The organism is Pseudomonas sp. S9, from assembly GCF_000222125.1.
Classification (GTDB): domain Bacteria; phylum Pseudomonadota; class Gammaproteobacteria; order Pseudomonadales; family Pseudomonadaceae; genus Aquipseudomonas; species Aquipseudomonas segetis.
Genome location: NZ_AFFX01000004.1, coordinates 241,131 through 265,188 on the forward strand (window position 1 = coordinate 241,131; position 24,058 = coordinate 265,188).

A 24,058-nucleotide genomic window follows, 5' to 3' on the forward strand; every position below is an offset into this window, starting at 1 on the left:
TGAGCAGTAGCCACGTGTCGGTCCTCCTTAGTAGCCAGCTGCAGTCGCTTTATCGATCACCCAGTCGAGGGAGGGGCCGCGATCAATTTCGACTTCGACAGGCTGGCCAGCCAGGGTGCTTGGCAGGGTCTGGTCCGGTTCGATAGTGGCGCGGATATCAGACGACAAGCCGCCGTTGTGCAGATTGGTGCTGATGATCTTGCCGCTGCGTGGCTGGTCATCGCCCGCGACCCAGAACTTGATTCGCGTACCAGGACGTGCTTCGGCAAACTTGCGATAGGGGAAGCTCGCCAGGACCCTGGCCTTGGTGTCTTGCGGGACCATTTCAAAGATCACGTCGCCTTTGCTGGCGAACTGGCCGTCGGCCACCAGTTGCCGGGCGATTTTGCAATTGCACGGGCTGGTCAAGGTGCCTTTCATCTGTTTGCTGAACAGCTGCTCGATGTTGGCTGGGGTCAGCTGTTCATCGCTGAGCTGGCCTTTGAGCATTTCCAGCATGCTGGCGGAGAACGTCGCAACCGGTGCGCCCTTGTTGATGATGCCGTCGGCGCCAACCAGGCTTTGCACTGTGCCTTCACGTGGCATGGTGATGTTCAGGCTGGGAACGTCGACCATGCCGGATGAGGCGTGGGTGACGAAATACAAGCCGTAGATGGATTTGAAAATGTAGCCAAAGGCGGCGACGCCGACTGCAAAGATGGCAATGCTGAAGGTCACTGCCTTGATCCGGCCGAAAGCACTCATGCCGCCGCTGTTGCCCTGCTTGCGTGGCTTGGTGAAATTTTCCCGTTGCAAGGTGTTGAGCAGGTCGCCGGTGGAGACAATCTCACCGCTCAGGTGCGCGCTGATCAGGTAGCGCAAGGTCGCTATCTCGCGGGGCTTGAGGTTGTGAAACTGGCAGCCCACACGCTTGTTGACCGGGTCGGTCGAGCACACCTGAAACTCGATATCCAGGCTCAGGTTGAGGCTGTCGAGCTGGAATTGCATGCGCGCCTTGTGATAGTCGCCGACATTGGCCGGGGCTTTTTCGTTGTTGAAGCTGAATCCTCCCGCCGACAGGTCGAGCACACGGACTTCAACCTGTTCGCGGTTTTTGGCGATGTAGCGCAAAGTTGCTGGGATTCTGACCCGGGCGTGCTGGCGCTGAGCTTCCGATTCATGGACCACGTTGACATTGACGGCTGTGTTCATTGGGTTTATTTCCTATTCAGTTCTGGTCACACCAACGCGAGAAGCGCGGCGATGAATACGCTGGTGGCAGTAAAAGTCATGGCTCGCGAAGACCAGCTGTTGAACAGTCGTGAAAAGCTGGCCAGGTCTCGGTTGAGTTTGGTGGGCTGACGGGTCCAGGATTGCTGGTCAAGGCGGAAGAACACATAGATCTTCACCATGGCGCCGACAATCTGGTTGTAATAAAGAATCGCGGGGTAGGCTGGGCCGATGCGGTGGCCGCTGAGACTGAGCAAAAGCGTCAATACCAAGCGTGTAATGCCGATCCACAACAGGTAGATGATGATAAATGCCGGGCTGTACTTGATGCTGGCGATCACGGCTACGGCCAAGCCCAGCAAGCTTGTCCACATCGACACGCGCTGGTCGAACAAGACCAGGCTGGTGAAGGCGCCCAGGCGATTTATTCCCAGGCGCAAGGCCCGTGAGTTCTGCCGCAGGTTGTTGCCGTACCAGCGGAACATCAGCTTGCGGCTGGCTTTGATAAAGCTCTTTTCTGGCGGATGTTCGACGGTATTGATTGCCGCGTCTGGCACGTAGAAGGTGTCATAGCCGAGGCGCATCAGGCTGAACCAGCTGGATTTGTCGTCGCCGGTCAAGAACTGGAAGCGACCCAGGCGCCAATGCTCAAGGTGATCACTTTCAACATCGGCAATAAATTCCGGGTTGGTTACCACCTGGGCGCGAAATACAGACATGCGCCCGGTCATGGTCAGTACCCGCTTGGACAAGGCCATGGAACACATGTTGAGGTGGCGCTGAGCGAAGCGCAGCTTGTGCCATTCACTCATGATGTAGCTGCCGCGAACCTCGCAAAACTCATTGGTGGTCAGGCCGCCAAAATTGGGGAACAGCTGAAACCAGGGCACGGTTTTACGCACCACGCCGACATCCAGCACGGTGTCACCATCGATGACTGCAACCACTGCGTTGTTGTCCGGCATTTGCCGCGAAATGGCGCGAAAACCATAGGCCAGGCCATCACGCTTACCCGTGCCGGGAATGCGCACGAAGTCGAGTTTGACGTGGGCCGGAGGATTCATTTTCTCCCACATGCTTTTCACCAACAGCTCATCGGAAAGCTCGACGATCGAGCACACCATGGTTGTTGGGTAACCGCACTCAATGGCCTCGCGTATGACCGAGCGATAGACCATTGCAGTGGTAAGCGCATCGATACGAAAGCTGGTGACCATCAGGAATACATGGGATGGGTCGGCAGCAGTCCCGAGCTTGCGGACCTTGCGCTTGTAATAGGGGTAGACCAGGTAAAGGAACAGGCAGCCACGCACGAAATGTATGGCACCCATGGAATAACGCCAGATACCGACGGCGCCAATCAGCAGCAGATAGTGCTTCGATTCAGGGTCGAAGGTACTGGTCGGCAAGGCCAAGGCGAGCAACATCAGTAATGACAGGTAAAACAGCCAGCCAGCAGCCTCCAGGAGGCCTGTCTTGAGCTTATCCATATGCGTTTCCATCGAATTCACTGGACTCGCCCCGGGCATACGCCTTGCGGCCTGGACCCGGGGCGGGTTCATTTACCAGCAGATGCCTTCGGCACCGCTGCGAGTTGCCGTGGTCATGAAACCAACCAGGTCGATGACGTGCTTGCCTTCGAACTTCTCGTCAGCCAATGGCGCAAAGTCCTTGTCGCCATTGCCCAGCACTATCACGTCGGCATCGGCGACCACTCTTTCGAAATCGCTGTTGAGCAGCGAGGACACGTGAGGGATTTTCGACTCGATGTAGTCTTTGTTGGCACCGTAGACACGGGCGTACTCGACGTTGCGGTCGAAGATGCTGAGGTCGTAGCCCTTGCCGATGAGCATTTCAGCCAGCTCAACCAGAGGGCTTTCGCGCAGGTCATCGGTCCCAGCCTTGAAACTCAGGCCGAGCAAGGCAACCTTGCGCTTGTTGCAGCGCGAGATGATGTCGAATGCCTTTTGCACCTGGACCAGGTTGCTGCGCATCAACGAGCTGATCAGCGGGGCTTCGACGTCCAGGGATGTGGCGCGGTAGGACAGGGCGCGAACGTCCTTCGGCAGGCAGGAACCGCCGAATGCAAAACCTGGGCGCATGTAGTATTTGGACAGGTTGAGCTTGTTGTCCTGGCATATCACGTCCATGACTTCGCGGCCGTCGACGCCAACCGCCTTGGCAATGTTGCCGATCTCGTTGGCGAAGGTCACTTTGGTGGCGTGCCAGACATTGCAGGTGTACTTGATCATTTCAGCGGTATCGATGGTCTTGCGAATGATCGGTGCATCCAGCTCGCTGTAGATGCTTTCAAGCAGGTCGCCGGAGGTGGTGTCCGACTCGCCAATCACTGTCATTGGCGGGAAGTCGTAATCCTTGATGGCCGTGCTTTCACGCAGGAACTCAGGGTTCACTGCAACACCGAAATCGACACCGGCTTTCTTGCCAGAGCACTCTTCAAGGATCGGAATCACGACATTACGAACGGTGCCAGGCAAGACGGTGCTGCGTACAACTACGGTGTGTCGAGCGCTCTTGTCGCGCATGGCCATGCCGATTTCACGGCACACGCCTTCGATGTAGTTGAGTTCAAGGTCACCGTTCTTTTTGCTCGGAGTTCCGACGCAGATAAATGACACTTCGCTGTCCGCAACTGCGCTGGCTACATCAGTAGTTCCGCGCAGTTTTCCGGCGGCCAGGCCTTTTTGCAGTAGTGCCTCCAGGCCGGGCTCGACGATAGGCGATTTACCATTGTTGATCAGGTCGATTTTAGTGGCGGAGATATCCACGCCGATAACTTCGTGGCCCCGAGCAGACAAGCAACCGGCACATACGGCGCCGACATAACCTAAACCAAAAATACTAATGCGCATGGTCTTAACCTCATTCAGTTATTACAGAATTAATTATGTTTCGCGGGTTTCGATGTGCTGTTTCCTACCTGTATTGTTATCTCGCTTACTTATTACAGTCGCATTAATTCCCGCCCGCTTAGTTAGGGGCGTGATCAGGCAAATACTGTTTTTACTCATTTCACGGGCGTGAGCGTTCTGCTCAAAAACCTCTTTGAAATGATTGGTTTAGGTGCAAACTGCCATCAGCTACCTAGTCTTTTATCTTGTCTGTCAAATTATCCAGGTGAACAGTTACCTCGACTGTCTTATCGAGAGTTAGGGCAGTTTGGTTCGCGCCAAAAGTTGCGCGAAGAAGTGTGTTACGCGGAATATGAGTGTAGGAAAATTCTGTAAGTTCAGACCGTTCGTCAACTTTTTTTCAAGATAAGTCAGTGGTGCAACTATTAAGTAATTGCACTTTGATGGCAACTAATGGTGGCACTTTGTAATTGTCACGCCCGCGAAGCCGGGTCGATTAAGTGTGGTGTTGAATCTATTTGGATTTCCACTGAACTATTCGTTAGTTAAGTGATATATCAAGTATTGCTGGGCGAAGCGGCTCAACGGGCTGGATATTCAACCCGTTGGAAGAGGAGGGAGTGTCAGCTATTTTGTTGCTCGCGCAGGAATACCAGATTGTCGGGTTTCGAGCGCTCGGGTGCGTAGCGATACCCTTGGTCGTTAAAGTTCATCAGGTCGCGTACGTCGGAAATTTTTTCCTTGATGACGTATCTCGCCATCAGCCCTCGTGCTTTTTTGGCATAGAAGCTGATGATTTTATACTCGCCATTTTTTTCATCGCGGAACTCGGTGTTGATGATGCGGGCATTCAGGGCATTCCGTTTGACTGCGCCAAAGTACTCATTGGATGCCAGGTTGAGCAGAATGTCGTCACCTTGCTCGGCCAATGCGTCATTAAGCCAGCCACTGATGCGCTCTCCCCAGAAGGCATAGAGATCCTTGCCCCTTGGGTTTTGCAGCTTGGTGCCCATTTCCAGGCGGTATGGCTGCATCAGGTCCAGCGGGCGCAGCAGGCCATAGAGCCCCGAGAGCATGCGCAAGTGCCGCTGGGCAAATTCAAAGTCGGCATCGTTGAAGTCTTCTGCCGCCAGGCCGGTGTAGACGTCACCTTTGAATGCCAGCAGAGCCTGTTTCGAGTTTTCTGGGGTGAAACTCGTCGACCAACTGCCAAAGCGCGCGGCATTAAGGCCAGCGAGCTTGTCTGACAGGTGCATCAATTCGGCAATTTGCTGCGGCGAGTAGTCACGCAATTGACTGATCAATGCGCCGGCATGATCAAGGTGTTGTGGCAAGGTAAAACGTTCGGTCACAGGCGGCGTCTCGTAATCGAGGGTTTTCGCCGGAGAAATCACCATCAGCATAAAGTCTGCTCCTTAAAGTCTGGAGCGATTTTATGCCTAGCTGGCCTGTGGACTCTAGCTATTAAGCCAATGGGCTAAGCTAATGAACCTTTTCCGATGCCCGGCAAGCTTCGAAGCGCCTCTTTCGGCCCATTACCAGCAAGGATGTCAGCATGAACGACTGTGATCATTCGCGGTGGCAGCAATCTCACAACTACCGCCCACTTGAAACCCACGCAGAGCGCCAGGCCTGGCGGGTTACTGCGTTGACCGGTGCAACCATGCTGGTCGAGATCATTGCCGGCTATTTGTTCAACTCGATGGCACTGCTCGCTGATGGCTGGCACATGGCCTCGCATATGGTTGCCCTGGGCCTTAGCGCCTTGGCCTACTTCATGGCGCGGCGCTACGCCAATGACCAGCGCTTTGCCTTTGGTACCTGGAAGGTTGAAGTCCTGGCAGGGTTTGCCAGCGCGTTGATGCTGGTTGTAGTCGTGGTCATGCTGGCGTTTGAATCATTGTTGCGGTTATTCAACCCACAGGTGATTGCCTTTGATATGGCCCTGGTTGTCGCGGTCATTGGCTTGCTGGTTAACCTGCTGTCGGCATGGCTGTTACGCGATCAGCATGAGCACGGCCATGCTCATGGGCATGGTCACGAACATGTCGAGTCACATGCAGGGCGGGATCTCAATCGTCATGCTGCCTTTATCCATGTCCTGGCCGATGCCCTGACTTCGGTAGCGGCGATTGCGGCATTGCTCGGCGGGATGTTGCTAGGCTGGGATTGGCTGGACCCCTTGATGGGGGTAATCGGCTCGGTGATCATCGCGGTCTGGGCCAAGGGCCTTTTGGTTGAGACCGGCAAGGCGCTGCTTGATCGGGAAATGGATCATCCGGTTGTCGCGCGCATTCGCTCCACCCTGGAGCAGCATGCCGATACCCATGTCACCGACTTGCATGCCTGGCGGGTGGGGCGCAGCCAGTTTGCTTGCATTGTCAGCCTGGTGACGCACCAGCAGGTCACCGCAGATTATTACAAGCTGCAGTTGGGGCAGATAAGGGAGTTGGTGCATGTGACCGTGGAGGTCAATCGGTGCGAGGCCCCAGACGAGACTGAGCATCTTTCGTGCTGATGTTGAAGGTTGTGACGCATTGCAGGGAAATGCCTGGAAAGCGAAATTTTTACTGGCAAAAGCATCGATGGGACTTACGACTTTAACGGCACATGGCCAGCTCGCCAAGCGCTATTCGTCTGTCCGACAAATAAACATAAAAAAACTGAAATCTTCGTTTAACTGTCATGTTTTTTGGAGTATCAAAGAAGCAGACGCCGAACCCTGCAGTCAGGTGGCGATATTGCTCTTCACCTTGCTTGCAGCTTCTCAGTCGCCCCTGAGAAGTCGGCGGTCCTGTGCAGCGGAGCGCTGATCTGGCATTCCGTTGCTTGGCTTCTACTAGAAGGTGAACGAGTATGGATGACCACGGACGCTGTAAGCCCACCGCTCCAACCCTCTACGCCCTCGACACCAATGTGCTGATCCACGATCCCAACGCGTTGCTCAATTTTGAGGAACATCACGTCGCCATCCCGATGACGGTGTTGGAGGAGTTGGACAAGCTCAAAACGGGTAAGCAAGGGGTAGCTGCTGAATGCCGTCAGGCGATTCGATTGATCGACAAAATTCTGGGGAGCGCATTACCTGAGGAAGTGGAGCACGGCGTACCGATTCAACGAGAGAAGAGCGGCGCATGCGGCTTTTTATCGATCCTGATGAGCAAAAGCGCAGCCCCCATCACCTGGCTGCCGGAAGACCTCAACGACAATAAAATCATTAACCAGTTGGTCGAGCTGAAGTCGCGCCGTCCTGGTTTGTCCGTGGTGCTGGTCACCAAGGACATCAATATGCGCTTGAAGGCGCGTGCCTGTGGCATCGACTCCGAGGATTATCACACCGACCAACTGGTCGATGATGTCTCGCTGTTGTCGCAGGGTTATCACAACATGTCTGGCGGTTTCTGGGACCGTGTGAGCAAGGTCGAGACGCGCCAGGACCACGGCCGAACCTGGCACCGTGTCCAGCTTACCGACAACCTGCCTTCGGTCCATGTCAACGAGTTCATCATTGATGAGCAAGGCTTTGTCGGCTGGATCAAGGAGATCGATGAGGGCGAGATCCTGATACTTGATTTGCATCAGGAGCCGCTGATGCACCAGGAAGCCTGGGGGCTCAAGCCGCGCGATATCTATCAGGCGTTGGCGCTCTACGCCTTGCTGGACCCGGATATTCACCTGGTCAACCTGTCGGGCGCGGCAGGCTCGGGCAAAACCATCCTGGCCCTGGCTGCCGCGATCGAGCAAACCATGGTCAGCAAGCGCTATCGGCGCATCATCGCCACGCGCAGCGTGCAGGGGCTCGACCAGGAAATCGGTTTCTTGCCCGGCACCGAGGCCGAGAAAATGGAGCCCTGGCTGGGCGCTATTACCGACAACCTCGAAGCCTTGCACATGGATGATGAAAACACCCATGGCAGCGTCGACTACATCCTGCAGAAGGTACCGCTGCAGTTCAAATCCCTTAACTATATTCGCGGGCGCAGCTTCCAGCAGAGCCTGATCCTGATCGATGAGTGCCAGAACCTGACACCGCACCAGATGAAAACCATCATCACCCGTGCGGGTACAGGGTCCAAGGTGATTTGCCTGGGCAACCTGGCGCAAATCGATACGCCATATTTGTCAGCACCCAGTTCTGGCCTGACCTACCTGACGGAGCGATTCAAGGATTTCTCCCACGGCGTGCATATCACCTTGCAAGGCGTGCCGCGCTCGATTCTGGCCGAGTACGCTGAAACCCACATGTAGCAGAACCTGGATCAAAGCCCTGCCGGCGTCAGCTTGCAGGGCTTTTTTATGGGCCACAGATGAGTACTTATTGATATTCGCAGGTGCCGAAAGCTGACTCTGGGGTTTACAATCGGGCCATCCTAGCTTGGAGTAACGCTGTGCTCACTCATCTTGATTCACAAGGCCGTGCCAACATGGTCGATGTCAGCGACAAGTCATCGACCGTGCGCGAGGCCGTGGCCGAAGCCCTGGTGCGTATGCGCCCGCAAACATTGCAGATGATCGTCGAGGGTGATCACCCAAAGGGTGATGTCTTTGCTGTGGCACGTATTGCCGGGATTCAGGCCGCGAAGAAAACCTCTGACCTGATCCCGTTGTGTCATCCCCTGATGCTGACCAGTGTCAAGGTCGAGCTGAGCGCCGAGGGCTCTGATGCGGTGCGCATTCAGGCACGCTGCAAGCTGAGCGGGCAGACAGGGGTCGAGATGGAAGCACTGACCGCCGCCAGCGTTGCCGCCCTGACTATTTATGACATGTGCAAGGCGGTTGACCGCGGCATGACGATCGAGAGCGTGCGCCTGCTGGAAAAACTCGGCGGCAAGAGCGGCCACTTCAAGCATTCGGCCGCTCAAGTGGAAGGTGAGCAATGATTCGTGTGCAGTATTTCGCCCGCTACCGTGAAGCCTTGGGCCTCGATGGCGAGCAGTTGAGCAACAGTGAAGATTTTTCCACCTTGAACGATGTGCGTGAGTTTTTGCTGGCGCGTGGCGGTGCCTGGCAGGTCCTGGCCGAGCAGAACCTGATGTGCGCACGCAATCAGGAGTTGTGCAGCCTTGATGAGGCCGTGGCCGAAGGTGATGAAGTGGCGTTTTTTCCAACCGTAACCGGAGGCTAGTGATGAGCATTCGGGTTCAGCCTGATGCATTCGACCCTGGCGACGAGCTCAGCAGGCTGCATGCGCAAAATCTCGGTGTGGGCGCTGTGGTGACCTTCGTCGGCTATGTGCGTGATTTCAACGAAGGGCGTGATGTCGGCGGCATGTTTCTTGAGCACTTTCCCGGCATGACCGAGAAGGCGTTGGGCAAGATTGTTGATGAAGCCACGCAACGCTGGCCATTGCTCAAGGTCGAGTTGATCCACCGTATTGGCCGCCTTGAACCCGGTGAGCCGATTGTGTTTGTCGGCACCAGCAGTGCCCACCGTGAAGCTGCATTTGAGGCCTGCGCGTTCATCATGGATTACCTGAAAACCCGTGCGCCATTCTGGAAAAAAGAAGACACCGCAGACGGCCCTCGCTGGGTCGAGGGGCGCTGCAGCGACCAACAAGCAGCGCAACGCTGGAAGCAGGATTAAGCTCACGACGGACATCCGTCATTTCTGGTGGACAAGCTTCGCGTTGTCGCACCCTACGCGGTGATATTTATCCTGTAGGGCGGATAGCGCTTTTCTGTCCGCCATTTGCGGCGCGGAGCTTGGTGATATGACCATTTCTGGTGGACAAGCTTCGCGTTGTCGCACCCTACTGGGTGATATTTATTCTGTAGGGCGGACAGCGCTTTTCTGTCCGCCATTTACGGCGCGGAGTTTGGATGCTTGGCGATTTCTGGTGGACAGGCTTCGCGTTGTCACACCCTACGCAGCGATGTTTATCTACGGATTATTGCCTGCGGAGCGCCTCAAGGCTGTTGATCTGCTGGCCTTGGCTGTCGAAGTTGGCAACGTCCAGCCAGCGCCTGAACGCATCGCGGCAGCGCGGCCATTCACTGTCGACTATCGAAAACCAGGCGGTGTCCCGGTTGCGGCCTTTGACCACCATGTGCTGGCGGAATATGCCTTCATGGACAAACCCGAGGCGTTCGGCCGCGCGCATTGAACGGGCATTTTGCGCGTTGCATTTCCACTCCAGCCGCCGGTAGCCCAGGTCTGTCATTGCCTGATTGGCCAGTAGCCAAAGGGTTTCGGTTGAGCCCGGGGAACGCTGCATGACTTTGCCAAAGGAGATATGACCAATTTCAATGGTGCCGTCTCCAGGGTTGATCCGCAGATAGCTGAGCAGCCCGACTGCACGCTGGCTGGCGTTATCGATCACGCTATAAAACAGCGGGTCACTGCTGGCCTGATTGGCGTGGAGCCAGGCATCGAAAGCCGCACGCTCAGGAAAGGGGCCAACCGCCAGATAATCCCATAGCTTGGGGTCCGATTCCGGGCCTTGCAGTGCATGCCACAGGTCGTCACCGTGCCGACTTGCCTGCAGCGGCTCCAGGTGTACAAACCTTCCGCTCAAGACGCTGCGTTGCGGCATCGCAGCCGCCTGCCAACCGAGTGGGTGATCGTTGAGTTGGTAAGTCATCCGGATGCCTCGGTCAAAATAGTTTGCGGTACTGGACAAAGCCTGAGCGGTCGGCAATACGGTCGTAGAGCTGCATCGCGTCGGTATTGGTTTCATGGGTCAACCAATGCACCCTTGAAGCGCCCGCAGCTGCCGCCTGGGCGTAGACATGCTCAATCAACTTGCGGCCAACACCTGAGCCGCGCAGCTGTTGGGCAACGAATAGATCCTGCAGGTAGCAGTAGTCGCCAACAGTCCAGCACGAGCGATGAAATATCCAATGCACAACACCAACCGGTTCGCCGTCCTGCCAGGCGATAGCCGCATGCATTGGCTCGGCGGGGTCGAGAAAGCGTTGCCAGGTGACGGCGCTGGTCGCAGCACTGATTTCGGTTTTATAGAACTGCTGGTAACCCTGCCAAAGTGGCAGCCAGGCGCTTTGATCGGCAGCGGTTACAGGGCGAATTTCAAGAGACATGGCTTGATCCTCCGTTTTAATCGGCGCAGGGCATACGCCCGGCAAGTAACTGGTCGCGTGGGTCGGTGCTGCTTTGCAATCCAGCGCGAACACCCTGTCGATCGGCCGGGTCGCGGTTCTGGCTGAGTTTGTATTTGCCTTCAAGGTGCGCAATGGGCAGGGCAAAGCCGACGATGGCACGCAGCATCTTGTCGATGTAGTCAGCGGGCGCGTCATCCACAGACCATGGCTTCTGGCGAGGGGCTTCATGTTTGTCGCTCAGGCGGCTGACCAGTTGCAGCAGGCGCTGCGGGTCATCGAACAGCTCGATCGGGCCGCGTGCGTGGACACTGATGTAGTTCCAGGTCGGCACCACTTTGCCGTGCTCTGCCTTGGCCGGGTACCAGGCAGGGCTGATATAGCCATCCGTGGTGTTGAACATCACCAGGGCATCGCTGCCCGCTTGCCAGTCGCGCCAATGGGGATTGGCCCGCGCCAGATGACCATAAAGGGTGCCGTACTGGCCTTCCTCGCGAATCAGCAACACGGGCAAATGAGTGGCTTGAAAACCGCTTGCACCGTGGCTAACTACTGTCGCCAAGCGAGCTTTATCGATCTCCTCATGCAGCACACCAAGATCATCCTGACGAAACGCTGTGGGTAAATACATGCTGGCTCTTCTGATGCAGGGTTGTGGATTGATGGCTGCATGCTAGGCAGAATATTGGCCTGTTGTAAGATCCATTTTTTCTCAACTTGAAGGTGCCAATTATGGTGGTGAATGCACCCTTGCCGGTTGATCTGTCCGGTGTGCGGCTTGGGCCCGGACCTGGCTTGGCACGCCAGCTGTATCAGCGCCTGCGCGAGCGCATCCTCGACGGGCGCTTGCCGGGTGGGGCGCGCTTGCCAGCCAGTCGTGATCTTGCCGACTTGTTGAGTGTGTCGCGCAATACGGTGACACGGGCGTTCGACCAGCTATATGCCGAGGGCTACATTGAGGGCCGGGTTGGCGATGGCACCTATGTTGCCGAGCTTGCGAGCGTTACCGCTGTTGCGGCGGTGCAAGTTGCCAGTCCCGCGCCGAGCGATGCTCTGCGCCTGCTAGATGATCATCATCTGCCCAGGCCACCAGAGGGCGCGCCACGGGCATTTCGAGTGGGCGTTCCGGCATTCGACCTGTTTCCCTTTGAAACCTGGGCAAGATTGTCGGCACGCTTCTGGCGCAAGCCATCGCCAGTCCGGCTGGGTTACGGAGATCCCGCCGGGGACCGTCAGCTGCGCGAGCTGATAGTGGCGTACCTGCGCAACAGTCGTGGCTTGCAGTGTGATCCGGCGCAGGTGGTGATCACCAGCGGAGCGCAACAAGCCATCAGCCTGTGTGCGCAGTTGATGTTGCAGCCGGGCGACCGGGTGGCGGTTGAGAACCCGGGGTACCGCGCGGCTGGCCATGCATTTGCCGTTGCTGGCGGCCGGTTGCAGGGCGTGGCGGTCGACGACGAGGGTATTGATACGGCGGCGCTTGAGCGGTTGGGGCATTGCCGCTTGGCTTATGTGACGCCTTCACATCAATACCCAACGGGGGTGACCTTGTCGTTGCAGCGTAGGCTGGAATTGCTTGAGTGGGCTGAGCGGCACGACAGTTGGATTGTCGAGGACGATTACGATGGCGAGTACCGTTATCGTGGAACACCTCTGGCGCCCTTGGCTGCACTCGACCGGCGGGGGCGGGTGCTGTATGTCGGCACGTTCTGCAAGATTACCTTTCCGGCCTTGCGCCTGGGTTATCTGATTTTACCGGCGAGCCTGGCAGAATCCTTCTCGAGGCGCCGCGCCCTGGATATGCGCCATTCAGAGATCGGTACCCAGGCCGTGATGGCCGAGTTTATCGCCGCCGGGCATTTTCAACGGCATATCCGTCGCATGCGCAGTGCCGCCCGTAGTCGCCGCGATGCGCTCTTGGCGGGTTGGCCCAGCACCATTGACGGTTGCGCAGCCATGCCTGCGGTGGACGCCGGGCTTCACCTGTGTGTCAGGGTCGTGACCGTTGCGCGCGAGCAGGAATTGATCGCAGCGGCGGCGGCGGTCGGTGTTGAAATCAATGCGTTGAGCAGCTATTGGTTGCCCGATAGCGAGCAGACGCCAGACCAGAGGGCTGGCTTGGTACTCGGTTTTGCTGCGGTGTCCGAAGCCGATATCGAGGCAGCGTTGAGCGCCCTGCGCATTGCCTGGAGTGTTTAACAGGCTGTCGAGCGTTTAGTGCCCGACAGCCTGCGTGCCGGCTTACTTGACGACGCGGTAGCAGGGCACGTAGTCGGCGCCACCTGGCAGTTTCATGCGGTGCTGATCGACAAATGCCTGTAGTAACTCGTCCAGCGGTTGCATAACGGCCTTGTCACCATGAATCTGGTATGGGCCTTTCTCTTCTATCAAGCGAATGCCCTTGTCCTTAACGTTGCCGGCAACTACCCCGGAGAACGCCCGGCGCAGGTTGGCGGCCAGCTCGTGGGCGGGCAGATCTCGTTTCAATTGCAGGCTGGCCATGTTCTCGTGTGTCGGATCGAACGGACGTTGCAGGCTTTCGTCGATTTTCAGCAGCCAGTTGAAGTGGAATGCATCATTGCGTTCGCGGCGGAACTGTTTTACCGCTTTGAGGCCCGCGGTCATTTCACGGGCGACCTCCGCCGGGTTGTCGATGATGATCTTGTAGTGGCTCTGCGCCTGCTCGCCCAGGGTCGCGCCAACAAAGCTATGCAGTTGCTGGATAAAGGCTGCGGCGCTCTTGGGGCCGGTGAGAATGACCGGGAAGGGCAGTTCGCTGTTGTCCGGGTGCATCAGGATACCCAGCAAATACAGAAACTCTTCCGCCGTGCCAGCGCCGCCCGGGAAGACGATGATGCCGTGACCCACGCGAACGAAGGCCTCCAGGCGCTTTTCGATGTCCGGCATGATCACCAGCTCGTTTACGATCGGGTTCGGGGCTTCGGCGGCGATGATGCCTGGCTCGGTCAAACCCAGGTAACGGCTGTTATTGATACGCTGCTTGGCATGGGCGATAGTCGCGCCCTTCATCGGGCCCTTCATCACGCCGGGGCCACAGCCGGTGCAGATATCCAGGCTGCGCAGGCCCAGTTCGTGGCCGACTTTCTTGGTGTACTTGTATTCGTCCGTATTGATCGAGTGACCGCCCCAGCACACGACCATTTTCGGTTCCAGCCCCGGACGCAGGGTGCGGGCGTTGCGTAGCAGGTGAAACACATAGTCGGTGATGCCTTCCGAGCTGCTCAGGTCGATGCGCTGGCTGTCGAGTTCATTCTCGGTATAGACGATGTCGCGCAGGGCGCTGAATAACATTTCCCGGGTGCTGGCGATCATCTCGCCATCAACGAATGCATCGGCCGGGGCGTTGAGCAGTTCCAGGCGGACACCGCGATCCTGTTGGTGGATGCGGACTTCAAAGTCTTGGTAGGCATCGAGAATGGTCTTGGCATTGTCGATATGGGCACCGGTGTTGAGGATAGCCAGTGCACACTGGCGAAACAGTTTGTAGATGCTGGCTGAGCCGGCTTCACTGAGTTGCTGGACTTCCCGCTGAGAGAGGGTTTCGAGGCTGCCCTTCGGGCTTACGGAGGCATTTATTACGTTTCGTTGGGCCATTCTTGGCTCCTTTAGTGCGACCCCGTGGACTCACAACTGCCACAGGCGTCTGAAAATTTGATGCCCGCGCCTGTTCTGCCTTGAGCGCTTGCACAGCGCTCAAGGCAGAACAGGCGGGTAAGAATGTGCAAGGCATAGTCTTTTCTACAACGACGCAGGGCTAAGCGAAACCCCTTGAATGAAAAATATCCGCTGGCTCAAGTATTTAGCTCACTTTTTGCACAATTTGGCCGCTTGCTTTGCAAGCCGGCCTGCATGGATAAGCCATGGCGACGCAGTTCATCTGGCCAGGGGCTTTTAGCCGGGCGTTTTGCACTGCGCCCTAGCGGCGTAAAGCGGGGAGGAAGTTCTGCCAACTTGTGGGTATCTTGCTGCGAAGTTGGGCGCTAAATGCATCCCGACGCTTTTGGTACATCAGGCCCAAACCAATGACCGCAAGGCCAATCAGGCTAAGGATGATCGGGAACAGCAGCGAGTCCGCAAAGACTTCATAGGATAAATGGCCGAGATAGGCGGCGACTCCAAGCCCGCCAAAGATCATGAACAGGCTACGCCGCAGTAGCACGGCAACGGCCATCAAACCGAGGTTGATCAGGCAATACAAGGCTTTGCCCAGCTCGCTGTTGCTGTCCATCAGGCTCAGGCCGCCCCAGAACGCCAACAAGCCTGCCAGATATCCCCAGAATGCATAGTCACGCTGGGTGCGACCATCAACCCAAAGACTGCCCAGCAACACCAGCAGGCCAAACCATAGCGAGGTCCAGCGACGTTGCTCCCAGTTGAAGCTATCGCTGAACAGCAGTTCGGTCAGGTCCATCGACATAAACCACAGCGCCAGCGCAATCGGCATGACAATAAAGGGGAAGGGCAGCAGGCGTAGCATCAACAGGCCAACAACCAGGGTGCCGGCTTCCATCACCAGCCAACTGCCTTGTACATATCGGTAATAGGCGTCGTAGTTGCCCAGGCCGTCATCCTGCGGCCACCAGCCCATCAGGTGTTGCAGTGCAAATATCAACAGCGGTGTCATGCTGACGGCCACGGCCCCGAGCAAACCACCGGGAATTTGCTGGCCGCGTTGCCACATGCTGCGGCCACACAGGGTAAAGAACAGCATGTAGGCCGCACTGAATAGCAGCAGCGCGCCTTCGCCAATGTTCATCCAGGCTTCGGTCAGCAGCCAGCCCATGGCCCCGATGATCAACATGGCGCCAAGGTAGTAGGCGACGTGTGCCAGTTGAAAACTGGCCCGTTCAGGATGTTGCTGCTGTAAAAAATTCAGCAATGCCGCGTCTTGGCCGGGGGCAAGCACTCCAGCAGCGACGGCGTTGCGCAGATCGGCGGGCTCTAGTGTCAGGCGCATTTGGGACTCCATTTCCGCAATTTAATTGCTTCAAGACTAGCGCGCAGGATGGTCAACGCGCAGCTTGTACACCATGACTCAAGCGACCATAGGTGCAATGACCGGCATCTGCCTGCGATTTTGATGGTCGTTTAATGGTGGGCGGTAAAAGCGTCACCCGCCCTACAGTTTGTATGACAACGCTGGGTTTGTTGCAGGCACAAAAAAGGCGAAGCTGTTGGGCTTCGCCTGTTTCAACTGTGCGGCCTAACCTTTGCGGGGCACCGGCTTTAGCAGTTCATGGGGTGGCATTTCACAAGAAATCTTGCGACCCAGTAGTTGCTCGATTGGCGGCAGCGCGTAGGCGTCATCTTCGCCGGCAAAGCTGATCGAAGTGCCATTGGTGCCAGCACGGCCTGTTCGGCCGATGCGGTGAACATAATCGTCCGGGTCTTCGGGCAGGGTGAAGTTGATCACGTGGCTGATGGCGTCAACGTGAATACCGCGGCCAGCCACATCGGTTGCCACCAGAACGCGGATTTTGCCTTCACGAAAGCCTTCAAGCACCTTGATCCGCTTGTGCTGCGGGACATCTCCCGACATTTGCGCGGCACTGATGCCGTCGCGCGTCAGGCGCTCTTCAATTCGCCGTACCTCGTCCTTGCGGTTAGCGAAGACCATCACCCGAATCCAGTCGTTCTGCGCGATCAGGTTGTACAGCAACTTGTATTTATCGCTGCCGGCAACGGCATAAACGTGTTGCTCGACCGTATCACTGGCCACGCTTTCCGGTTCGATCTCGACAATCGCCGGATTGGTGGTCCATTGCTTGGCCAGGTTCATGACATCTTCAGTGAAGGTTGCCGAGAACAGCAGGGTTTGCCGCTCGCCTTTCATCGGGGTCTGGCGAATGATTTGCCGAACCTGTGGGATAAAGCCCATGTCGAGCATGCGGTCGGCTTCATCGAGCACCATCACTTCAACCATGTCGAGGTGAACCTCGCCGCGCTGATTGAAATCAAGCAGGCGCCCAGGCGTTGCCACGAGGATGTCGCAGTAGCGCGACTCCAGCAGCTTCAGTTGTTTATCGAAATCCATGCCGCCGACAAAACTCATGACATTGAGGTCACAGTATTTAGTCAGGTCCTGGGCATCCTTGGCGATCTGCACGACCAGCTCGCGGGTTGGGGCGATGATCAGCGCGCGTGGCTCGCCCATGTAGCGCTCTTTCGGCGGAGGGGTCTGCTGCAACTGGGTGATGATCGAGATCAGGAATGCTGCGGTTTTACCTGTACCGGTCTGGGCGCGACCGATAGCATCCTGGCCGCTCAGGGTATAACCCAGAACCCCAGCCTGGATTGGCGTGCAGTACGGAAACCCAAGGTCGTGAATGGCATGCATCAGGCCTGGGGTGAGGTTGAAATCGTGAAAGCGTGTTTTGCCTTCAGCGGGCTCAACCACGAAATCGCTGAGTTTCCAGTTATCAACCGGTTTGGCGGCTCGCTCGCGGCGTGGCCTTGTCGCTTTAGAGGCGTCATTGCGGGCTGGCTTCGCACCAGTTGCGTCAGCCTTTGCTTTGCTTGAGTCACGGTTTTTATCGCGTGCTTTGCTGTTGCGGCCGGTGTTGACTGGTGCAGTATCAAGTGGCGCAGCTGGCTGACTTACTGGGCTTGGCTGCTCGCCGTCGGCTTTGCCGAACATTTTCTTTAGTGCTTTGAGCACGGTCATCTCGTCAATTGGTTAAGGAGTGAACTGCGCCAGTGTAAAGCAAGAACACGGCGCGGCGAAGTGCCACAGCCGTTTGCTGTTGGCAAGCCGCCTATTCATGGGCGGATTGGCTTTAGGGATACTCCTGATAAGGGGAGCGAGCGAAGATAGGGCAGGGCAATAAATGCGAAAAAGCGACCGGGGTCGCGCTCGACTTAGTTGGTCTCAATGAGCATTTGATTTGCTTTGCTCATCCCTTTGGGGTCGCAGCAAGGGCTGCCCCAGCGAGGGCTGCCCCAGCAATATCGAGCGCAGTCGTTTTTAAGCCATGCCTTAGTGGCGCAGGCAGTTGCGTCCTTGCTGCTTGGCCTTATAGAGCGCGCTGTCAGCCCGGGTGAGCATGCTTTGCAAGGTGTCCTGGCTGCAATTTGATGACAAGCCTATGGATACGGTAACGCCGGGCAGCGGGCCCATGGGGGAATAAAAGATCGAGACAGCCTGCAAGCTCAAACGCAGGCGTTCAGCGATGCGCAGTGCTTCGTCGATACCCATCTCAGGCAATAAAATGACGAACTCTTCGCCGCCATAGCGAACCAGGCTGTCCTTTTTTCTCAGTTGGTCGGTCAGTGTCTGCGCTACCATGCGTAGTGCATAGTGCCCCGCCAGGTGACCATGTTGGTCGTTGTAGGGGTTGGAGGGATGGGGGGCGAGGATCGGGGGGGGGGGGGGTGGGGGGGGGGGCTGGGGGCGGCCGTAGGGAACCAGGCTGTCCTTTTTTCGCAGTTGGTCGGTCAGTGTCTGCGCGACCATGCGTAGTGCATAGTCCCCCGCCAGGTGACCATGTTGGTCGTTGTAGTCCTTGAAGTGATCAACATCGAGCATCAGCAAGCTGAAAGGTTGCTCATTGAAGGCACAGCGCGTGGCTTCTCGTTCAAACACATGCTCCAGCCAGCGGCGGTTGAAGGTGCCGGTAAGGGTGTCGATATTGGCGTGTTGTTCACTGCTGAGGATGGTGCGGTTGCCCTGGCGAACCCGCTGGCACAGTAGTTCAAGCAGGTTCTGCATGAGTTGGGGGGAGTGCTGGAATAAGTTGACCAGTGAAGCGCGATGCAGTCGTAGCACCCGGCTGGGTTGGCTGGCCATTACGAATGCACAGGGGTGGTCGTTGTCAATGAAGCTGATTTCGCCAGCACAGTCGCCGACATATAAAGTGCTCACTGGCTGGTTTTCGAGTGAGCCCAGGTAGACTTCGAGCTGGCCACTGACGAGCACATATAGATATTGGTTGCGGGTTGTCGGCGACAGCAGGATTTCTCCGGCATCGATGTCGTAGGCCAGGAACTCTTTAAGCAATTGCTCGATATTGCTTAGCGCCACCTTGTCGAACAGGCGCAGCTTATCCAGATGCTGCGTTTCGGCTTGCCAGTGAGCTGGTTTCACTGGGGCCACCTGTAGGCGCAGGCCCATATAACCCAACACATCCCTAGCGCTCCCCGCGTGATGAGTCGATCTTGTCATTCCTATGGACAGATTAGCCAAGAACGCCTGATGTACTTTGCCAGCCGACCAGCGGCATGCTGCGCCAGCAAAGGGCTGGGCGCGCACTTACTGAATGGCTATACGGGCCGGCTGGCGATTGCCGAACTCAGGCTAAGCGGAATATTGACGGGGCCGCGCTCTAGGGCGCCCGGTTACCCAATTGCGCGCTCAGCCAGCTAGCTATGTCATGGATTTGCTGAGGCAGCACTTCGTGTGCCATTGGGTATTCCTGCCATTTTGGGTCGCATCCTCTGCTTTTCAGCCAGTCATAGGCTGCGCGCCCCATGCTTGGCAGCACCACATCATCGTGGCTGCCGTGTTGGCAATAAACCGGCAATTGCTGTTTATCTTGCTCAAGGTCGAGGTCTTCGGCAAAGCCGGGAGCATAGGTCGAGAGCGCCAGCACCCCGCCGAGTGGCCCGGCCCAACGCATAAAGGCGGCGTGGTAAACCACTGCGCCACCCTGTGAAAAACCGGCCAGGAATATCCGCTTGGGGTCAATTCCACTGTCGCGGGCCGCTTCTATCAAGGTTATGACCTGTTGTGCCGAGGCTTCCAGTTGCTCGCGGTTGATCGCTCGGGCCGGGCTCATTGCCAAAATGTCATACCAACTGGGCATTTCGAAGCCGCCGTTGATAGTCACGGCTCGCGTTGGTGCCTGGGGAAGCACGAAGCGAGTCGTGGGTAGAACCTGTTGCAATGCTTCGGCGACAGGCAGGAAGTCGTAGCGATCTGCGCCCAAACCGTGCAACCAGATTACGCACGAATCCGGTGCGTGTGTGGGCTGAAGAATCAAGGGTTCGCTCATGTTTGGCTCCATGGTGGTGCTTAGGCTCTAAATTGGTGCGAGCTAAACTTTAGATAGTGGCTATTCTCTGAATTAGATGTCGCAAGGTTGCAAGTTTTGCTATTGACCTGCCTTTATCGTGCTAGTGGCACGGTGCTGGTACGAGGTTTGCTACATCCAACCGGACTGGGGATGTTGTCCGGTGGCAGTAACACTTTTAGGTATTGTTGCCGGATGCAGAACAGACGGGAAGCCAATTTGATCCGGGTTTCCAAAAGGTTCGCCAGAAGCAGTTTTTTTGGTGATGAGCAAATTGCTATCCGTCTCACGTTCGATCTATCGATCAACGTGCGCAAGTTCAAAGCCGATTGAAAAAACGGCAACATAACTCGCGCTAATGCTCAATCCGTGGTTAATTGCGTCGCTGCCAACGTAATTGACTCACCCCACAAGGGTACGGTGGTAGGGCTGAGACTCCAACACAACAAAAGCAACTGGAGGTTTTTAATGAAGATGGTGAAATCCACTCTGGCTATTCTGACTACCGCGACTGTTCTCGGTGTCAGTGGCTTTGCTCAAGCGGGCGCAACGCTGGATGCTGTACAAAAAAAGGGGTTTGTACAGTGCGGTATCAGTGACGGGTTGCCTGGCTTCTCGTACGCAGATGCCAAGGGTAACTACCTGGGCCTCGACGTTGACGTCTGCCGTGCAGTTGCTGCAGCTGTTTTCGGTGACGCAACCAAAGTCAAATACAGCCCACTGACTGCTAAAGAGCGCTTCACTGCGCTGCAATCCGGTGAGGTTGATGTGCTTTCGCGTAACACCACCTGGACCAGCTCTCGTGATGCAGGCCTGGGCCTGAACTTCGCTGGCGTCAACTACTATGACGGCCAGGGTTTCCTGGTTAACAAGAAACTGGGCGTTTCCAGCGCCAAGGAACTCGATGGTGCAACCGTTTGTATCCAGGCCGGTACCACCACTGAGCTGAACCTGTCCGACTACTTCCGTGCCAACGGCATGAAGTACACCCCAATCACTTACGATACTTCTGACGAAAGCGCCAAGTCGGTTGAAGCTGGCCGTTGCGACGTGCTGACCTCTGACCAGTCGCAGCTGTACGCACAGCGTATCAAGCTGGCCGCTCCGGATGAGTATGTAGTGCTTCCGGAAGTCATCTCCAAAGAGCCTTTGGGTCCTGTGGTTCGCCAGGGTGACGAAGAGTGGTTCGACATCGTGCGTTGGTCGCTGTTCGCCATGGTTAACGCCGAAGAGCTGGGCATCACTTCGAAAAACGTAGAAGAAATGGCTAAATCCACCAAGAACCCGGACATCGCTCGTCTGCTGGGTGCCGAGGGTGAGTTTGGTAAAGACCTGAAACTGCCGAAAGACTGGGCAGTGCAGATCGTCAAGCAAGTGGGTAACTACGGTGAAAGCTTTGACCGTAACGTCGGTGCCGGTAGCGATCTGAAGATCGAGCGCGGCCTCAACGCCCTGTGGAACAAAGGTGGTCTCCAGTACGCACCACCAGTGCGCTGACCGTCAGTGCCCACATCTGTTCTGGATGTGGGCATGGTTCTGATGATGTGAACCCCATGCCCGCTGATGCGGGTGTGGGTGTTCCAAGAGGGCTTATATGCAAACTAGTGCAAATGCCTCTCACCCCAAGGGCTCCGTCTGGACTGACCCTAAGGTGCGTGCGTGGATATTCCAAATTCTTGCCGTTATCGCTGTCGTGGCGCTCGGCTGGTTCTTGTTTGACAACACCCAGACCAATCTGGATAAACGCGGTATTACCTCCGGCTTTTCGTTCCTCAACAACAGCGCCGGCTTTGGTATCGCCCAACACCTGATCGAATATACGGAAAGCGATTCGTACGGCCGGGTCTTTGTCATCGGCTTGCTCAATACCCTGCTGGTATCGGGCATTGGTATCGTCGGTGCAACCTTGCTTGGCTTTATCCTGGGTATCGCCCGGCTGTCGCCCAACTGGCTGGTCAACAAGCTGGCGACCATCTATATCGAGACTTTCCGTAATATCCCACCACTGCTGCAGATTTTCTTCTGGTACTTCGCGGTCATGCTGGCCATGCCGAGCCCGAAGCAGAGCCTTGAATTTGGCAGCATGTTCTTTATCAACAACCGGGGCCTGTACCTGCCTTCGCCTTCGGCAACGGATGCATTTACCCCCTTCCTGATTGCCTTGGTCCTGACCATTGTGGCGATCGTCTTCATGGTTCGCTGGGGGCGTGCACGGTTTGAGAAAACCGGTCAGCCGTTTCCACTGCTGTTGACCTCGCTGGCAATGCTGCTGGTGATCCCGGGCTTGACCATCGTGTTGTGGGGTAACCCATTGTCGTGGCAGATCCCGGAACTCAAGGGTTTCAACTTCCGTGGCGGCTGGGTAATGATTCCCGAGCTGATTGCCTCGACCCTGGCACTGACGATCTACACCGCGGCCTTTATTGCTGAAATCGTCCGTTCGGGCATCCAGGCGGTAAACCATGGGCAGACCGAAGCGGCTCGCTCGCTGGGATTGCCAGCCGGGAAGATCCTGCGCCTGGTGGTTATTCCTCAGTCGCTGCGGGTGATCATTCCGCCGCTGACCAGTCAGTACCTCAACCTTGCGAAGAACTCGTCCCTGGCAGCCGGTATCGGCTATCCGGACATGGTCTCGCTGTTTGCCGGTACGGTCCTGAATCAGACAGGGCAGGCTATTGAGGTCATCGCCATCACCATGAGCGTGTACTTGGCGATCAGCATCAGCATTTCGCTGTTCATGAACTGGTACAACAAGCGCATTGCGCTGATCGAGCGGTAAGGAGCAGCCATGCAAACTCATACCTTCAAACCTGATTTACCGCCTCCACGCCTGAGCGTCGGCGCGCTTGGCTGGCTGCGCAGCAACCTGTTCTCCAGCGTACCCAATACCCTGTTGACCATTGTTGCGGTGTACTTGATCTGGCTGATGATCCCGCCATTGCTAGATTGGGCGTTCTTCAGTGCTGACTGGGTCGGTACAACCCGCGCCGACTGCACCAGCGATGGCGCTTGTTGGGTGTTTATCCAGCAGCGTTTTGGCCAATTCATGTATGGCTTCTACCCAACCGAACTGCGTTGGCGCGTTGACTTGACGCTGTGGGCGGCGATTATCGGCGCAGCCCCCTTGTTCGTACCGCAAATGCCGCGCAAGGCCATGTATGGCCTGGGCTTCCTGGTGGTCTATCCAATCCTGGCCTACGTGCTGTTGCATGGCGGTCACTTCGGTTTGGAAACCGTGCCCACCAGCCGCTGGGGCGGTTCGATGCTGACCTTGGTGATTGCATCCGTGGGGATTGCTGGCGCTTTGCCGCTGGGGATCCTGCTGGCGCTTGGACGTCGTTCGGAAATGCCGGCCATCCGGGTTATCTGCGTGACCTTCATCGAGTTCTGGCGCGGCGTGCCCTTGATCACCGTGCTGTTTATGTCCTCGGTCATGTTGCCGTTGTTCCTGCCCGAAGGCATGAGCTTCGACAAGCTGATGCGTGCCTTGATCGGGGTGATCCTGTTCCAGTCGGCCTACATCGCGGAAGTGGTGCGGGGCGGCCTGCAGGCCATTCCTAAGGGGCAATACGAAGCGGCTGCGGCGATGGGGCTGGGGGATTGGCGCATGATGGGCCTGGTGATTCTGCCGCAAGCGCTGAAGATGGTCATTCCCGGTATCGTCAACACCTTTATCGCCCTGTTCAAGGACACCAGCCTGGTCATCATCATTGGCCTGTTTGACCTGCTCAACAGCATTAAGCAAGCGACCACAGACCCGGCATGGCTTGGTATGTCGACAGAGGGCTACGTGTTTGCAGCCTTGGTTTACTGGATTTTCTGTTTTGGTATGTCCCGCTACTCCATGCATCTGGAGCGCAAGTTGGACACTGGCCACAAGCGTTAGGAGCGA

At 56.7% G+C, this 24,058-nt stretch carries 21 protein-coding genes; 9 read left to right on the forward strand and 12 right to left on the reverse strand.

Annotated features, from left to right (window positions below; translation table 11 throughout):
- Positions 1-27 precede the first annotated feature (27 nt).
- The 4 genes from PSES9_RS0110130 to yaaA all read right to left on the reverse strand — a co-directional run bounded on the left by PSES9_RS0110130 (position 28) and on the right by yaaA (position 5,485).
- Positions 28-1,191 carry a PilZ domain-containing protein gene (locus PSES9_RS0110130; protein ID WP_010486570.1) on the reverse strand — a complete coding sequence of 388 codons (1,164 nt, stop codon included), beginning with the start codon at positions 1,189-1,191 and terminating at the stop codon, positions 28-30.
- Positions 1,192-1,217: 26 nt separating this feature from the next.
- The gene (gene alg8, locus PSES9_RS0110135) at positions 1,218-2,699 is read right to left on the reverse strand and encodes a mannuronan synthase (protein WP_010486573.1); all 1,482 of its coding nucleotides are present in this window, start codon (positions 2,697-2,699) and stop codon (positions 1,218-1,220) included.
- A 72-nt stretch (positions 2,700-2,771) separates the two neighbouring features.
- Positions 2,772-4,082: a GDP-mannose 6-dehydrogenase gene (algD, locus tag PSES9_RS0110140; protein WP_010486575.1), complete on the reverse strand. Its 1,311-nt coding sequence runs from the start codon at positions 4,080-4,082 to the stop codon at positions 2,772-2,774.
- 623 nt (positions 4,083-4,705) lie between these two features.
- On the reverse strand, positions 4,706-5,485 hold the full coding sequence (gene yaaA, locus PSES9_RS0110145) for a peroxide stress protein YaaA (RefSeq protein WP_010486577.1): 780 nt from the start codon (positions 5,483-5,485) through the stop codon (positions 4,706-4,708).
- Between the two features lie 152 nt (positions 5,486-5,637).
- Between yaaA and dmeF the strand changes: the two genes are divergently transcribed.
- The 5 genes from dmeF to moaE all read left to right on the forward strand — a co-directional run bounded on the left by dmeF (position 5,638) and on the right by moaE (position 9,665).
- A complete protein-coding gene (gene dmeF / locus PSES9_RS0110150) occupies positions 5,638-6,600 on the forward strand; it encodes a CDF family Co(II)/Ni(II) efflux transporter DmeF (protein WP_010486579.1) in 963 nt (320 codons plus the stop codon).
- Between the two features lie 338 nt (positions 6,601-6,938).
- Complete coding sequence (locus tag PSES9_RS0110155) at positions 6,939-8,330, forward strand: PhoH family protein (RefSeq protein WP_010486581.1); 1,392 nt, start codon at positions 6,939-6,941, stop codon at positions 8,328-8,330.
- 140 nt (positions 8,331-8,470) lie between these two features.
- Positions 8,471-8,962, forward strand: a complete 492-nt coding sequence (gene moaC, locus PSES9_RS0110160) for a cyclic pyranopterin monophosphate synthase MoaC (protein ID WP_010486582.1) — start codon at positions 8,471-8,473, stop codon at positions 8,960-8,962.
- The gene (locus PSES9_RS0110165) at positions 8,959-9,207 is read left to right on the forward strand and encodes a MoaD/ThiS family protein (protein ID WP_010486584.1); all 249 of its coding nucleotides are present in this window, start codon (positions 8,959-8,961) and stop codon (positions 9,205-9,207) included. The genes moaC and PSES9_RS0110165 overlap by 4 nt, the downstream gene beginning before the upstream one ends.
- 2 nt (positions 9,208-9,209) lie before the next feature.
- Positions 9,210-9,665 carry a molybdopterin synthase catalytic subunit MoaE gene (moaE, locus tag PSES9_RS0110170; RefSeq protein ID WP_010486586.1) on the forward strand — a complete coding sequence of 152 codons (456 nt, stop codon included), beginning with the start codon at positions 9,210-9,212 and terminating at the stop codon, positions 9,663-9,665.
- A gap of 304 nt (positions 9,666-9,969) precedes the next feature.
- On the opposite strand, the gene PSES9_RS0110175 is transcribed toward moaE, so the two are convergent.
- The 3 genes from PSES9_RS0110175 to PSES9_RS0110185 are packed head-to-tail and all read right to left on the reverse strand — an operon-like array spanning position 9,970 to position 11,768.
- The gene (locus PSES9_RS0110175) at positions 9,970-10,662 is read right to left on the reverse strand and encodes a GNAT family N-acetyltransferase (protein ID WP_010486588.1); all 693 of its coding nucleotides are present in this window, start codon (positions 10,660-10,662) and stop codon (positions 9,970-9,972) included.
- A gap of 13 nt (positions 10,663-10,675) precedes the next feature.
- On the reverse strand, positions 10,676-11,119 hold the full coding sequence (locus PSES9_RS0110180; RefSeq protein ID WP_010486590.1) for a GNAT family N-acetyltransferase: 444 nt from the start codon (positions 11,117-11,119) through the stop codon (positions 10,676-10,678).
- 16 nt (positions 11,120-11,135) lie between these two features.
- Entirely contained in the window at positions 11,136-11,768 is a 633-nt protein-coding gene (locus tag PSES9_RS0110185) for an FMN-binding negative transcriptional regulator (RefSeq protein ID WP_010486593.1), read from the reverse strand.
- A gap of 101 nt (positions 11,769-11,869) precedes the next feature.
- Between PSES9_RS0110185 and pdxR the strand changes: the two genes are divergently transcribed.
- Complete coding sequence (pdxR, locus tag PSES9_RS0110190) at positions 11,870-13,336, forward strand: MocR-like pyridoxine biosynthesis transcription factor PdxR (protein WP_010486595.1); 1,467 nt, start codon at positions 11,870-11,872, stop codon at positions 13,334-13,336.
- A 42-nt stretch (positions 13,337-13,378) separates the two neighbouring features.
- Here pdxR and ppnN read toward each other — a convergent pair whose 3' ends face one another.
- From ppnN to PSES9_RS0110215, 5 genes are all read right to left on the reverse strand, one after another.
- Complete coding sequence (gene ppnN, locus PSES9_RS0110195; protein ID WP_010486597.1) at positions 13,379-14,752, reverse strand: nucleotide 5'-monophosphate nucleosidase PpnN; 1,374 nt, start codon at positions 14,750-14,752, stop codon at positions 13,379-13,381.
- 322 nt (positions 14,753-15,074) lie between these two features.
- Positions 15,075-16,115, reverse strand: a complete 1,041-nt coding sequence (locus PSES9_RS0110200) for a hypothetical protein (RefSeq protein ID WP_010486599.1) — start codon at positions 16,113-16,115, stop codon at positions 15,075-15,077.
- A 246-nt stretch (positions 16,116-16,361) separates the two neighbouring features.
- Positions 16,362-17,816, reverse strand: coding sequence for an ATP-dependent RNA helicase RhlB (gene rhlB / locus PSES9_RS0110205; RefSeq protein WP_010486601.1), 1,455 nt, complete (start codon positions 17,814-17,816; stop codon positions 16,362-16,364).
- Between the two features lie 318 nt (positions 17,817-18,134).
- Positions 18,135-19,241: a GGDEF domain-containing protein gene (locus PSES9_RS25280; RefSeq protein ID WP_029529481.1), complete on the reverse strand. Its 1,107-nt coding sequence runs from the start codon at positions 19,239-19,241 to the stop codon at positions 18,135-18,137.
- 238 nt (positions 19,242-19,479) lie between these two features.
- Positions 19,480-20,148, reverse strand: a complete 669-nt coding sequence (locus PSES9_RS0110215; protein ID WP_010486604.1) for an alpha/beta hydrolase — start codon at positions 20,146-20,148, stop codon at positions 19,480-19,482.
- A gap of 486 nt (positions 20,149-20,634) precedes the next feature.
- Here PSES9_RS0110215 and PSES9_RS0110220 point away from each other — a divergent pair, with 486 nt between their 5' ends.
- The 3 genes from PSES9_RS0110220 to PSES9_RS0110230 all read left to right on the forward strand — a co-directional run bounded on the left by PSES9_RS0110220 (position 20,635) and on the right by PSES9_RS0110230 (position 24,052).
- Complete coding sequence (locus tag PSES9_RS0110220) at positions 20,635-21,663, forward strand: amino acid ABC transporter substrate-binding protein (protein WP_010486606.1); 1,029 nt, start codon at positions 20,635-20,637, stop codon at positions 21,661-21,663.
- Positions 21,664-21,760: 97 nt separating this feature from the next.
- Positions 21,761-22,945, forward strand: a complete 1,185-nt coding sequence (locus PSES9_RS0110225; RefSeq protein WP_010486607.1) for an amino acid ABC transporter permease — start codon at positions 21,761-21,763, stop codon at positions 22,943-22,945.
- Between the two features lie 9 nt (positions 22,946-22,954).
- Positions 22,955-24,052, forward strand: coding sequence for an amino acid ABC transporter permease (locus PSES9_RS0110230; protein WP_010486609.1), 1,098 nt, complete (start codon positions 22,955-22,957; stop codon positions 24,050-24,052).
- Positions 24,053-24,058 lie beyond the last annotated feature (6 nt).

What these genes read in the sequence shown, in the direction of transcription:
- PSES9_RS0110130 (WP_010486570.1), bottom strand. Translation starts at nt 1,191, where the DNA reads ATGAACACAGCCGTCAATGTCAACGTGGTCCATGAATCGGAAGCTCAG.
- alg8 (WP_010486573.1), bottom strand. Translation starts at nt 2,699, where the DNA reads ATGGATAAGCTCAAGACAGGCCTCCTGGAGGCTGCTGGCTGGCTGTTT.
- algD (WP_010486575.1), bottom strand. Translation starts at nt 4,082, where the DNA reads ATGCGCATTAGTATTTTTGGTTTAGGTTATGTCGGCGCCGTATGTGCC.
- yaaA (WP_010486577.1), bottom strand. Translation starts at nt 5,485, where the DNA reads ATGCTGATGGTGATTTCTCCGGCGAAAACCCTCGATTACGAGACGCCG.
- dmeF (WP_010486579.1), top strand. Translation starts at nt 5,638, where the DNA reads ATGAACGACTGTGATCATTCGCGGTGGCAGCAATCTCACAACTACCGC.
- PSES9_RS0110155 (WP_010486581.1), top strand. Translation starts at nt 6,939, where the DNA reads ATGGATGACCACGGACGCTGTAAGCCCACCGCTCCAACCCTCTACGCC.
- PSES9_RS0110165 (WP_010486584.1), top strand. Translation starts at nt 8,959, where the DNA reads ATGATTCGTGTGCAGTATTTCGCCCGCTACCGTGAAGCCTTGGGCCTC.
- moaE (WP_010486586.1), top strand. Translation starts at nt 9,210, where the DNA reads ATGAGCATTCGGGTTCAGCCTGATGCATTCGACCCTGGCGACGAGCTC.
- PSES9_RS0110175 (WP_010486588.1), bottom strand. Translation starts at nt 10,662, where the DNA reads ATGACTTACCAACTCAACGATCACCCACTCGGTTGGCAGGCGGCTGCG.
- PSES9_RS0110180 (WP_010486590.1), bottom strand. Translation starts at nt 11,119, where the DNA reads ATGTCTCTTGAAATTCGCCCTGTAACCGCTGCCGATCAAAGCGCCTGG.
- PSES9_RS0110185 (WP_010486593.1), bottom strand. Translation starts at nt 11,768, where the DNA reads ATGTATTTACCCACAGCGTTTCGTCAGGATGATCTTGGTGTGCTGCAT.
- pdxR (WP_010486595.1), top strand. Translation starts at nt 11,870, where the DNA reads ATGGTGGTGAATGCACCCTTGCCGGTTGATCTGTCCGGTGTGCGGCTT.
- ppnN (WP_010486597.1), bottom strand. Translation starts at nt 14,752, where the DNA reads ATGGCCCAACGAAACGTAATAAATGCCTCCGTAAGCCCGAAGGGCAGC.
- PSES9_RS0110200 (WP_010486599.1), bottom strand. Translation starts at nt 16,115, where the DNA reads ATGCGCCTGACACTAGAGCCCGCCGATCTGCGCAACGCCGTCGCTGCT.
- PSES9_RS0110215 (WP_010486604.1), bottom strand. Translation starts at nt 20,148, where the DNA reads ATGAGCGAACCCTTGATTCTTCAGCCCACACACGCACCGGATTCGTGC.
- PSES9_RS0110220 (WP_010486606.1), top strand. Translation starts at nt 20,635, where the DNA reads ATGAAGATGGTGAAATCCACTCTGGCTATTCTGACTACCGCGACTGTT.
- PSES9_RS0110225 (WP_010486607.1), top strand. Translation starts at nt 21,761, where the DNA reads ATGCAAACTAGTGCAAATGCCTCTCACCCCAAGGGCTCCGTCTGGACT.
- PSES9_RS0110230 (WP_010486609.1), top strand. Translation starts at nt 22,955, where the DNA reads ATGCAAACTCATACCTTCAAACCTGATTTACCGCCTCCACGCCTGAGC.